9 protein-coding genes and 1 tRNA gene are annotated in these 11,948 nt (G+C 68.6%); 5 read left to right on the top strand and 5 right to left on the bottom strand.

Features of this window, described 5'->3' with window-relative positions; all coding sequences use genetic code 11:
- The first annotated feature begins 159 nt into the window (after positions 1–159).
- Positions 160–1,689 (top strand): pyridoxal phosphate-dependent decarboxylase family protein, encoded by a 1,530-nt coding sequence (locus ACLLJJ_RS07725; protein WP_434588525.1) that lies wholly within the window; start codon positions 160–162, stop codon positions 1,687–1,689.
- Complete coding sequence (locus ACLLJJ_RS07720) at positions 1,686–3,098, top strand: lysine N(6)-hydroxylase/L-ornithine N(5)-oxygenase family protein (RefSeq protein ID WP_434588524.1); 1,413 nt, start codon at positions 1,686–1,688, stop codon at positions 3,096–3,098. The genes ACLLJJ_RS07725 and ACLLJJ_RS07720 overlap by 4 nt, the downstream gene beginning before the upstream one ends.
- A gap of 171 nt (positions 3,099–3,269) precedes the next feature.
- Here ACLLJJ_RS07720 and ACLLJJ_RS07715 read toward each other — a convergent pair whose 3' ends face one another.
- A complete protein-coding gene (locus ACLLJJ_RS07715) occupies positions 3,270–5,081 on the bottom strand; it encodes a bifunctional metallophosphatase/5'-nucleotidase (protein WP_434588523.1) in 1,812 nt (603 codons plus the stop codon).
- Between the two features lie 153 nt (positions 5,082–5,234).
- Between ACLLJJ_RS07715 and ACLLJJ_RS07710 the strand changes: the two genes are divergently transcribed.
- Both ACLLJJ_RS07710 and pyk read left to right on the top strand, forming a co-directional pair.
- Positions 5,235–5,948: an SIMPL domain-containing protein gene (locus ACLLJJ_RS07710; RefSeq protein ID WP_434588522.1), complete on the top strand. Its 714-nt coding sequence runs from the start codon at positions 5,235–5,237 to the stop codon at positions 5,946–5,948.
- Positions 5,949–6,118: 170 nt separating this feature from the next.
- On the top strand, positions 6,119–7,552 hold the full coding sequence (gene pyk, locus ACLLJJ_RS07705; RefSeq protein WP_434588521.1) for a pyruvate kinase: 1,434 nt from the start codon (positions 6,119–6,121) through the stop codon (positions 7,550–7,552).
- Between the two features lie 114 nt (positions 7,553–7,666).
- Here pyk and ACLLJJ_RS07700 read toward each other — a convergent pair.
- Positions 7,667–7,741 (bottom strand) — tRNA-Leu (locus ACLLJJ_RS07700).
- 99 nt (positions 7,742–7,840) lie between these two features.
- Between ACLLJJ_RS07700 and ACLLJJ_RS07695 the strand changes: the two genes are divergently transcribed.
- Complete coding sequence (locus tag ACLLJJ_RS07695; protein WP_434588520.1) at positions 7,841–8,494, top strand: ANTAR domain-containing response regulator; 654 nt, start codon at positions 7,841–7,843, stop codon at positions 8,492–8,494.
- A gap of 110 nt (positions 8,495–8,604) precedes the next feature.
- Here ACLLJJ_RS07695 and ACLLJJ_RS07690 read toward each other — a convergent pair whose 3' ends face one another.
- Genes ACLLJJ_RS07690 through ACLLJJ_RS07680 form a run of 3 tightly spaced genes read right to left on the bottom strand, consistent with a single transcriptional unit; the run spans position 8,605 to position 11,944 of the window.
- A complete protein-coding gene (locus ACLLJJ_RS07690; RefSeq protein WP_434588519.1) occupies positions 8,605–9,321 on the bottom strand; it encodes an ABC transporter ATP-binding protein in 717 nt (238 codons plus the stop codon).
- The gene (locus ACLLJJ_RS07685; RefSeq protein WP_434600334.1) at positions 9,318–10,202 is read right to left on the bottom strand and encodes an ABC transporter ATP-binding protein; all 885 of its coding nucleotides are present in this window, start codon (positions 10,200–10,202) and stop codon (positions 9,318–9,320) included. The genes ACLLJJ_RS07690 and ACLLJJ_RS07685 overlap by 4 nt, the downstream gene beginning before the upstream one ends.
- A gap of 5 nt (positions 10,203–10,207) precedes the next feature.
- The gene (locus ACLLJJ_RS07680) at positions 10,208–11,944 is read right to left on the bottom strand and encodes a branched-chain amino acid ABC transporter permease (protein ID WP_434588518.1); all 1,737 of its coding nucleotides are present in this window, start codon (positions 11,942–11,944) and stop codon (positions 10,208–10,210) included.
- Positions 11,945–11,948 lie beyond the last annotated feature (4 nt).

The raw sequence follows: 11,948 nt of genomic DNA, 5'->3' as shown, positions 1-11,948 counted from the left end.
ACCCCGAGCCCGCCCAGTCACCAAACGCTCCGCGCGAAATCCACCCCTCCTTCCACACACGGCAGTACCACTTTCGGGTCCGGATCGTTGAGCACTCCGGACGCCCCGGCTCTGGCCCATGCACGTCGGCGCGCCGGCCCCGCACCCGAAGGACCCCGCATGAGTACGCCGCCGCCCCCCGGTACCGCTATCCCGCCCCTCGCCGGCGGCGTGGACGGGAGCGCCGCCCTGCGGCCGCTGCTCGCCACCGTCCTCGACGCGCTCCACGAAGGAGCGGTCGCCCGCGGCGGACCACTGCCCGCGGGCGGCCCCGACGCCGTCGCGAAACGGCTGCGCGACGCCGTCGGGCCTGCCATCCCCGCCCACGGCACCGGCGCGCAAGAGGCCCTGTACACCCTCGTCCGCGCCCTCGCGGAAGGCGCCGCGGACCCGGCCGAGCCCCGGTGCGCAGCCCACCTGCACTGCCCGCCGCTCGCCGTCGCCACGGCCGCCGACCTCGCCGCGTCCGCGCTCAACCAGTCGATGGACTCCTGGGACCAGGCTCCCGCCGCCTCCGCGCTGGAGACCGCCGTCACCGAGGCCATCGCCGCCGAGGTCTACCCGGGGACAGCAGCCACAACAGGCACCGCACCACGCACCCCACCAATCAGCGCCCCCACAGCGGACTTGCACACCAGCCCCACCACCCGCACCGCACGCCCCACCCCCGACGCCCTCGTCACCACCGGCGGTACCGAGTCCAACCAACTCGCCCTCCTCCTCGCCAGAGAGCGCCACGGCGCCGTACAGCTCATCTGCGGCGCCAACGCCCACCACTCCCTGCACCGCGCCGCCTGGCTCCTTGGCCTCCCCGAACCCGTCACCGTCCCCGCCCCCTCCGGTGTCATCGACCTCGCCGCCCTCGATGAAGCCCTCACCGATCTGCACCACCCCCTGCTCGTGGCGGCCACCGCCGGCACCACCGACACCGGGCGCATCGACCCGCTTCCCGAGATCGCCGATCTCTGCGCACGCCACAACGCCGAGCTGCACGTCGACGCCGCGTACGGCGGCCCCCTGCTCTTCAGCGACACGCACCGCGACGCCCTCGAAGGCCTGGACCGCGCCCAGTCGGTCACCCTGGACCTGCACAAACTCGGCTGGCAGCCAGTCGCCGCCGGGCTCCTCGTCGTACCGGACAGGCGCCTCCTCGACGTACTGCGACACCAGGCGGACTACCTCAACGCCGAGGACGACACCGAAGCGGGCCTGCCCGACCTCCTCGGCCGGTCGCTGCGCACGACCCGCCGTCCCGACATCCTCAAAGTCGCCGCGACCCTCAGGGCGGTGGGCCGCAGCGGTCTCGGCGACCTGATCGACCGCACTCTCGCCGCCGCCCGGCGACTCGCCGACCTCGTCGAGGCGAGCCCGCACCTGGAGCTCTACGAACGCCCCACGCTCTCCACGGTCCTCTTCCGCCCGGCCCCCGACGCAGCCACCGCGTCCCACACCGCCACCACCGTCGCAGCCACCTCGGACGAAACCGTGGCCGACATCCGCCGGACCCTCCTCACCGAAGGGCGGGCCGTCCTCGGCCGGGCCCGCATCGACGGCCGCCTCTGGCTGAAGGCCACCCTGCTCAACCCCCACACCACGACCAGCGACCTCGAAGCACTCCTGAACCTCCTGGAAGGCCGTACTCACCGATGACCGTCCCCCAGCCCCCGGAGCCCGAACACCCCCACGACCTGGTGGGCATCGGCATCGGCCCGTTCAACCTCTCCCTGGCCGCCCTCGCGGACGGCATCCACGGCGGTATCACCTCCGCCTTCTACGAGCAGCGCCCCGCCTTCCACTGGCACCCCGGCCTGCTCATCGAAGGCGCCACCCTCCAAGTCCCTTTCCTGGCCGACCTGGTGACGCTCGCCGACCCCGCGAGCCCCTGGTCGTTCCTCAACTATCTGCGCACCCGTGAGCGGCTCTTCCCCTTCTACTTCGCCGAGCGCTTCCACATCCAGCGCGCCGAATACGACGCGTACTGCCGCTGGGTCAGCGCCAACCTGCCCGGACTGCACTTCGGCCATCAGGTCGACGCGGTCCGCTGGAACCCCGAACGCGCCGCCTTCGAGGTCGACTTCACCCAACTCGACGCCGAAGGCGAGGCCGAAGCCCTCGGCCGCGCGTACGCCCGCAACATCGCCGTCGGCGTCGGCACCGAGCCGTACATCCCCGAACCCCTCAGACCCCTCGCCGAGGCCCCGACCGTCCCGGTCGTCCACGCCGGCGAGTACCTGGACCACCGCGAACGCTTCCTGGGCGCCGAGCACATCACCGTCGTCGGCTCCGGCCAGTCCGGTGCGGAGGTCTTCCTCGACCTGCTGCGCGCCCGCCCCGCGGGCCGGGAGAAGATCACCTGGCTCGCCCGCAGCGAGGCCTTCGCCCCCATGGAGTACTCGAAGCTCGGCCTGGAACACTTCACGCCCGACTACGGCCGCTACTTCCACGCACTGCCCGAGCCCGTACGCGACGAGCTTGTGCCCCGTCAGTGGCAGCTGCACAAGGGCATCGACGCCGACACCATCACCGCCATCCATGACGAGCTCTACCGGCGCACGATCCACGGCGGCTGGCCCGACGTCGTCATGACCCCGGGAGTCTCCGTCCGTACGGCGGGCCGCGTCGCCACCACCAAGGTCGAACTCCACCTGGAGCACATCCAGCAGGGCACCCGCTCCCGGCTCACCACCGACGCGGTCGTTCTCGCCACCGGCTATCGCGAGCGCCCCCTCGGGCAACTCCTCGCGGGCCTCGACCCGTACATCCGGCGCGACGCCCGGGAGCGCCCTCGCGTCGACGAACGATTCCGGCTGCTGTTCGACGCCTCCGTCACCGGATCGGTGTACGTGCAGAACGCCGAGCAGCACACCCACGGTGTCGGCGCCCCCGACCTGGGGCTGGCCGCCTGGCGCAGCGCGACCATCCTCAACTCGCTCACCGGCACGGAGGCGTACCCCATGCCACGCCGCACGGCGTTCACCAGCTTCGGCCTGGAATCCCGGGAGGCGCCCAGAGTCCCGTCCCAGCAGCCGGAGCTGACACCCCTGGCGCAGGGGAACTGAACGGGGGCGCGGGTGCGGCGCGTGGAGTTGCCGCCCGTCCAGTCACCCCGCCCACGTCAGCCGTCCGGCGCTCGATGACCGGGGTCCGGGGCGGGGCCCCGGCTTCGGGAAGGGGAAGGGGCGGGGGACAAGCCCCCGCACAGCGCCCAACCACACCCGCATCCCACCCCGCTAGAACACCGGCGCGCCCTCCCGCGTCAAACGCCAGCCCACCACGGCGAACTCCGCCGGATCAACCGTCCCCTTGGCCGTCACCCAGGAAATGATCGTGTTCCGGATCTCCTCCGAATTCGCCCACACCTGCTTCGCCCCCGCGATATGCGGAAACGCCCCGCCACCACTCGCCCGATAGTTGTTGACCGCCATCACGAACCGCGCCGCCGGATCAATGGGCTGCCCGTCGAAGGACAGTTTCACGATCCGCGCGCCCACCGCCTTCGCGATATCGATCTCGTACGTCAGACCCGACACCGCGTCGTAGTTGTAATCCGGAATGCCGCCCGAATTCGTCAACTTGGCGGTGTCCACCGGCGCGCCCGCCGCCGTCTGCACGTAGTACCGCGCGGAGTACTCCAGGTACTCCTTGATCTGCGCCCCGGTCAGCACCCGCGCCTCAAGTGTGTTCTCGAACGGGTACAGACCGGCCGCGTCCTTGATGGTGACCTGCCCGGCCGGCACCGCCGCCGTGCGCGAGAAGCACGACGCCTGCGAAACGATCGGCAGCGCCGCGTACTCGCCGCCCGCCAGGGCCGCCCGCACCGTCTCGACCTGGACATGGTTGATCAGGTCGATGAGCGGCTCGTCCTTCCACGGCGCGTCGGCCGTGGCCATCGCGGACACCGACGTACCGATGACCTGGTTGACATACGCCACGACCTTCTTGTGCTCGTCACTGAGCAGCCGCGTGATCCGGCGGTCCTCCACGGCCGTATTGGAGTTGAGGACCTTCGAGCCGGCCTTCTCCACGGTCCAGCCGCCCTTCGCCCACACCAGGTCGAAGTCGAACAGCGTCAGCCGCTGCCCCCACTTGAGCGGCTCGGACAGCAGGACCTTCTTCCCGGTCTTCTTGTTCTCCACGAAGTACTCGGCGATCTCGGTGTGCGCGTGCCCGACGAGAATCGCGTCGATGCCGGGCACCTGCTCCGCCACCAGCCCCGCCGCGTTCTCGACGTACGGAAGCTGGTCACCGTACGACGAGGTACCGCTGGAACCCGAGTGCGCCGAGACGATGACGACGTCCGCGCCCATCGACCGCAGCTTCGGCACCCACTTCGCGGCCTGCTCCTCAAGCCCCGGGAAGGTCATCTTCCCCTGCACGTTGGCCTTGTCCCAGATGGCGATACCCGGGTTGGTGAGCCCCAGGATCGCCACCCGGACATCACGGCCGTGCGGGGTCCGCAGCCGCTTGATGACGTACGGCGCGAACGCGGGCCGGAGCGTCTTCGCGTCCAGCGCGTTGGCGCCGAGCAGCGGGAAGTCGCACTGCTCCTCGAACTTCCGCAGCACCGGTATGCCGTAGTTGAACTCGTGGTTGCCGAGAGCCGCCGCGTCGTAACCGATCGCGTTCATGGACTGCGCCATCGGGTGCACCGGACCGTGCTTCGCGGTGATCGGGTCGACCTTGGCGTAGTAGTACGACAGCTGGGTGCCCTGGATGGTGTCGCCCGCGTCGATCAGCAGGGTGTTGCGCCGGCCCTTGTCCTTGCGGACCTGCTCGACGAGGGTGGAGATCTTCGCCAGGCCCACATCGTTGTGGTCCTTGTCGTCGAACTCCTTGTCCGTGAAGTAGTCCCAGTTGAAGACATTGCCGTGCAGGTCGGTGGTACCCATGACGGTGAAGGAGTACCGCTTCGGGGGACGCCCGTGTCCGTGTCCGTGACCATGGCCGTGGGCCTCGGCGGGGGCGACGGCGCTTCCCGCGACGGCCGCACCGGCCCCGGCGGCGGCCGAGCGGCCCAGGAACGTCCTACGGTTCAGCGGCATGCTGAGGTCTCCTTGGTTCACTGTGAGACGCCGTGTCCGACGTCGTTGTGCAACGCGCGTAGATTCTGACCCAGAAGCCACACCCCACAACACCCCCTGCGGGTTTCGATCTGATGACTGCCACTTGTCCGACCCGGGTGCGACAGTGGCTGAGTGACCGACGAACCGAAAACCGCAGCCCCTTACGGCACGCCCGACGCGCCCCGCCTCGCGGTGCAGGGCGAGGCGCGCCTCGAATTCGACCCGGAAATCGCCGGCATCGGCATCACCGTCAGCGCCCGCGGCACCGACCGGCGCACCGCGCTCGAAGACCTCACCCGGCGCAATGCCCTGGTGCTCGACCTCATCAAGGGCTATGGCGACGCCGTCGAAAAGCTGGAGACCGGGTCCCTGTCCATCAGCCCCGAGCTGACCAAGCACGGCCGCGGCGAGCGCGTCCGTGCCTACCACGGCCATGTCTACGTCACCGCGGTCCTCAGCGACTTCACCGCGCTCGGCGAGCTCACCACCCGCCTCGCCGACCTCGATCTCACGCGGATCGACGGGCCCTGGTGGAGCCTGCGCCCCGAATCGCCCGCCTACGGCGAAGTCCGCCGCCAAGCAGTGAAGCAAGCCGTCAAACGGGCTCGCGAATACGCCCACGCCCTCGATACCGAACTTGCCGCCCTGGTCGAACTGGCGGACCCCGGAGCGGACGAAGCCCACCCCGTCCACGCCGACTTCAAGATGGGCTTCGCCGGCCGTGCGCGCTCCGCGGCCGGCCCGGAAATGGCGGAGGACGCCCCGGCGCTCGACCTCGAACCCCAACGTCAGGCCGTGCACGCCCTGGTGAACGCGCGATTCATCATGAACCGGCCCCAGCTCTGACCCGGCGCCCTGCCGCTCCGAGAGGCGAACTCACGCGACGGCGCTCTGAATTGCTCATCAGAGCGCCCCCGCGCACAATTCAACACTTGTCAATAACCTTTCACTCAAAGGTTGTTGAGTAGTCATGCTCGGCCAATTCTCTACTCGTGGGTAAGGTTTAGGCTCGACTCATGCGCCGAGCAAAGATTGTCTGTACCCTTGGGCCCGCCACCGACACATACGACCAGATCAAGGCACTGGTCGAAGCCGGAATGGACGTCGCCCGGTTCAACCTCAGTCACGGCACCTATGCCGAGCACGAGGAGCGCTACCAGCGCGTACGGAAGGCTTCCGAGGAGACCGGCCGCAGCGTCGGCGTCCTCGCCGACCTTCAAGGTCCGAAGATTCGCCTCGGACGCTTCCGTGAAGGCCCCGTACTGCTTGAACGGGGCGACGAGTTCACGATCACCGTCGAACCGATGGAAGGCGACCGCCACACCTGCGGCACGACCTACGAGGGCCTGGCCGACGACGTCACCACCGGTGAGCGCATCCTCATCGACGACGGCAAGGTCGCCCTCGAAGTCACCGCCGTGGAAGGCCCCCGCGTCCGGACCACCGTCGTCGAAGGCGGCATGGTCTCCGACCACAAGGGGCTCAACCTCCCCGGCGTCGCCGTCTCCGTCCCCGCCCTCTCCGAGAAGGACATCGAGGACCTCCGCTGGGCCCTGCGGATCGGCGCCGACGTGATCGCTCTCTCCTTCGTGCGCAGTGGACGCGACATCGAGGACGTCCACCGCGTCATGAAGGAGGAGGGCCGCCGCCTCCCCGTCATCGCGAAGATCGAAAAGCCGCAGGCCGTAGAGAACATCGACGACATCGTCGCCGCGTTCGACGGCATCATGGTCGCCCGCGGCGACCTCGGCGTGGAAATGCCGCTGGAGCAGGTCCCGATCGTGCAGAAGCGCGCCATCAAGCTCGCCAAGCGCAACGCCAAGCCGGTCATCGTCGCCACCCAGATGCTGGACTCGATGATCGAGAACTCCCGCCCCACCCGCGCCGAGGCCTCCGACGTTGCCAACGCCGTCATCGACGGCACCGACGCGGTGATGCTCTCCGGCGAGACCAGCGTGGGCAAGTACCCTGTGGAAACGGTCAGGACGATGGGCCGCATCGTCGAGGCGGCCGAGGAGGACATCCTCGACAAGGGCCTCCCGCCCCTCACCGAGCGCAGCAAGCCCCGCACCCAGGGCGGAGCCGTGGCGCGCGCGGCGGCGGAGATGGGCGACTTCCTGGGGGCGAAGTTCCTCGTCGCCTTCACCCAGTCCGGCGACACGGTCAAGCGCCTCTCCCGCTACCGCTCCCCCATCCCGCTGCTCGCCTTCACGCCCGACCCGGCGACCCGCTCGCAGCTCAACCTCACCTGGGGCGTCGAGACCTTCCTCGGCCCGCACGTCGACTCCACCGACGCGATGGTCGCGCAGGTCGACGAGCTGCTCCTGAAGATCGGCCGCTGCCAGCAGGGCGATGTCGTGGTCATCACCGCCGGCTCCCCGCCCGGCGTGGCCGGCTCCACCAATCTCGTCCGCATCCACCACATCGGCGAGGACGACGCCCCGAAGTAGTGCGTGACGCGCGCCCGCGGGTGGCGACGTACAGAAGAGGCCCCTTCCTGGTGGAAGGGGCCCTGAGGGGCGAAGATCAGAAAACCATGATCTACCTTGGAATTGAAGGAGAAGTGCCCCGAGTCGGACTCGAACCGACACTGGATGGGTTTTGAATCCATTGTCTCTGACCAATTGGACTACCGGGGCTCAGGGAATCGAAGGTTGCACTCGACCCGCTGCGCGTCCACCATACCCCAGCTAGGTAGGCTCATGGGGAGCTGTATCTGCCGTGGAACGAGGAGCCCCGTGACCACCCCCGAGTCGCCCCAGCCCGTCGCCGACGACGACAAGTCGCACGTCCCGCCGCTGACGACCCGCGTCGTCATCGCCGAGGACGAGGCCCTCATCCGCCTCGACCTCAAAGAGATGCTGGAGGAGGAGGGCTACTCGGTCGTCGGCGAGGCCGGAGACGGACAGCGGGCCGTCGAGCTCGCTCGTGAGCACCGGCCCGACCTGGTCATCCTCGACGTGAAGATGCCCGTTCTGGACGGCATCTCCGCCGCCGAGCAGATCACCGCGGAGTCCATCGCCCCGGTCCTGATGCTGACCGCGTTCTCCCAGCGCGATCTTGTCGAGCGGGCCCGCGACGCGGGCGCGATGGCGTACCTGGTGAAGCCGTTCAGCAAGAGTGACGTCGTACCGGCCATTGAGATGGCGGTCTCGCGGTTCACGGAGCTGAAGGCGCTGGAGACCGAGGTCGCCGACCTGACGCAACGGCTGGAGACACGCAAGCTGGTGGACCGGGCGAAGTCGGTGCTGCAGACGCAGTACGGGCTGACCGAGCCGGCCGCGTTCCGGTGGATCCAGAAGACGTCGATGGACCGCAGGCTGTCGATGCAGCAGGTCGCGGAGGCGGTCATCGAGGACGCCGAGGAGAAGAAGGCCGCGAAGGACCAGTAGCCCCAACCGGTACGCCAGTACATACGAAGAGGCCCGCCCCCCGGACTGCTGGGGGGCGGGCCCCTTCGTACGCGTACAGCTGGTGTGTACACAAGGGGTGTACGGGAGGGTCAGTCCTCGCCGAGGTACGCCTTGCGGACGGACTCGTCGTGCAGCAGGTGCTGGCCCGTGCCGGAGAGCACGATCTTGCCGATCTCCATGACGTGGCCCACATCGGCGAGCGACAGCGCGGCCTGGGCGTTCTGCTCGACGAGAAGGATCGTCGTGCCTTCGGCCTTGAGGCTGACGATGGTCTCCATGATCTTCTGCATCATGATCGGGGAGAGGCCCATGGAGGGCTCGTCGAGCATCAGGAGCTTGGGCCGGGACATCAGGGCGCGGCCCATGGCGAGCATTTGCTGTTCGCCGCCGGAGAGGGTGCCCGAAGCCTGCTTACGGCGCTCTCCCAGGATCGGGAAGAGGTCGTAGGCGCGCTGGATGTCCTTCTCGATGCCCGCCTTGTCGGTGCGGAGGAACGCGCCGAGCTGGAGGTTCTCCGCGATGGTGAGGCGGGGGAAGATGTGCCGTCCCTCGGGGGAGTGTGCGAGCCCGAGTGCCACGATCTTGTGGGCCGGCACGCCGTTGAGGGGCTTGCCCTCGAAGGTGATTCTCCCGCTGAGCGGCTTGAGCAGCCCCGAGAGGGTGCGCAGGGTGGTGGTCTTGCCGGCGCCGTTGGTGCCGATGAGTGTGACGACCTGGCCGGCTTCGACGCTGAAGGAGATTCCCTTGACGGCTTCGATCTTGCCGTAGGCGACCTTGAGGTCTTCGACCTCGAGAAGTGCGGTCACTTGGTCTCGTCTCCTTCCGTGCTGGTGGGGCTGGTAGTGCCGGTGGCGCTGTGCGCCTCGGCCGCTTCGACCTCGGCGACCTCATCCGCACCGGGGGCCCCTTCGAAGGGGGTGCCGAGGTAGGCGGCGATGACGCGCTCGTCACCCTGCACGACTTCGGCGGTGCCTTCGACGAGCTTCTCGCCCTGCACGAGACAGGCGACGCGGTCGGACAGGTTGAAGATGAAGCGCATGTCGTGCTCGATGACGAGTACGGCGATGCCCTGGTCCCGGATGGCGAAGACGAGCTCTTCGGTGGCGCGGGTTTCCTGGGGGTTCATGCCGGCCGTGGGCTCGTCGAGGAGCAGCAGGCCGGGCTCGCTGGCGAGTGCGCGGGCGATTTCCAGCTTGCGCTGGTCACCGTAGGGCAGGTTGCGGGCGAGGTGGTCGGCCTTGTCCTGGAGGCCGATGAACTCCAGGAGTTCCATGGCGCGGGCATGTGACGTGGCTTCGGCCTTCTTGAAGCCGGGACCACGCAGGAGGGCCGACCAGAGGCCTTCCTTGGTCCTGGTGTGGCGTCCCACGAGGACGTTCTCCAGGACGGTCATGTTGGAGAAGAGCCGGATGTTCTGGAAGGTCCTGGCGATGCCTGCCTGGGTGACGAGGTGGGGCTTGGGCGGCAGGACGGTGCCCTTATAGGTGACCTTGCCCTCGGTGGGCACGTAGAGCCCGGTGAGGCAGTTGAAGAACGTGGTCTTACCGGCGCCGTTGGGCCCGATGAGGCCGACGATCTCGCCCGCGTTGACGGTCAGGTTGACGTTGCGTACGGCGGTGAGGCCGCCGAAGCGCATGGTCACGCCGCTGGCGTCGAGGACCGTGGTGGTCTCGGTGGTGGTCGTCATGTCGTTCACGCCCCCGCCTTCGTGACGCCGACGCCGGAGCCGGTCAATCCCTTGTCCGGTACGTCGAGTTGGTCGGTCTCGTGGTACTCGAGCTGGGCGCGCCGGTTGGCGATGAGGCCTTCCGGGCGGAAGCGCATGAGCAGGATGAGCGCGAGGCCGAAGCCCAGCAGCTGGTAGTCCTGAAGGAACTGCAGCTTGGCGGGGATCATGTAGAGGAGCGTCGCGCCGATGAGGGGTCCGCTGATGGTTCCCATGCCGCCGAGGATGACGGCGGCGAGGAGGAAGGCGGAGTTGGGCGGTACGGGGCCCGCGAAGACGTACATCTCGGGGACCACGGTGCTCTGGACGTGTGCCTGGACCGTGCCGGCCAGACCTGCCAGGGTCGCACCGAGGGCGAAGGCGATGAGTTTGACGCGGAAGCCGTTGATGCCCATGGCGGTGGCTGCGGTCTCGTCCTCGCGGATGGCGACCCAGGCGCGCCCGATGCGGGAGCTGCCCGCGCGGCTGAAGACGAGGATCACGAGGATCATCGCGAGCAGCATGAGCATGTAGTAGTTGGCGTACGCGCCGAGTTCGAAGCCGGCGATGGTGTGGGCCTCGCCGAAGTCGTATCCGAAGAAGACGAGGTCGGGGATGTTCGGCACGCCGTTGGGGCCGTTGGTGATCTGCGGGCCGGATACGCCGTCGAGGTTGCCGACGGTGATGCGGAAGATCTCACCGAAGCCGAGGGTGACGATGGCGAGATAGTCACCGCGGAGCCGCAGGGTCGGGGCTCCGATGACGACGCCGAAGATCAGCGAGACGAGGCCGCCGGTGAGGACGGATGCCCAGAACGGGAACTGGACGTCGAAGGCGGATGCGGTGGTGCCCGAGACGAGGGCGGCCGTGTAGGCGCCGACGCCGAGGAAGGCGACGTATCCGAGGTCGAGGAGTCCGGCGAGGCCGACGACGATGTTCAGTCCGAGCGCGACGGTCGCGAAGATGAGGATGTTGACCGCGATGAGCGTGAACTGGTCGGTGTTCTGGGTGAACGGGAATGCCGCTGCGGCGACGAAGGCGGCCGTTACCGCGATGGGGCGGTACTTGGTGGTGAGCCCTGAGAGCCGTGCCATGAGGCCGGCCTTGAACAGGGCCGCGACGGCGAAGCCCGCGGTGATCATGTAGCCGGTGAAGAGCTCGGCGTACTCGGTGTCGATGCCGTACGTGACGACGAACAGACCGATGCCGAAGGCGACGACGATGATCAGGATCTCGGCCCAGGAGGGGAGTGCCTTGGGGCGCCGGGCCTTGCGTGTGTCGTCGGGGAGCTGGAATGCCGCGACGAGTGGGATGACGGAGGCCACCGCTGCGACGAAGCCGCCCGGTTCGAGGTGTACCACGCCGCCGAGTTCGACGGTGATGGCGACGATCGTGAACCAGGTGGTGCCGAAGGCGCCGAGGGCGAGCAGCCGGAGGGCCTTGGTGGTGCCGGTGGGAGCCAGCCAGCGCAGCCCCTTGATGTCCAGCGACGCCAGGGCGAACAGGGTGGTGAGGAGGCCCGCGACCAGGGTGAGGACCTGGAGGCCACCGGGGTACCCGTAGACGGTGAGGTCACCGGGGAACTCGTCGGTGTAGGTCCAGGACAGGAAGGTGCTGGCGATCGTGGCGAGCCCACCGACGGCGGTGAGCCGACGGAGGAGCACCGTGCGGGCGTTGCGGTCGGCCGGTGCGGTCTCGGCCGTCTGCGTGGTTTCGGTTGTCATGGCT

Source organism: Streptomyces sp. A5-4 (assembly GCF_051131715.1).
Classification (GTDB): Bacteria; Actinomycetota; Actinomycetes; order Streptomycetales; family Streptomycetaceae; genus Streptomyces.
Note: the sequence above shows the minus strand (reverse complement) of the source record. Positions and strands in the feature narration are given on the sequence as shown.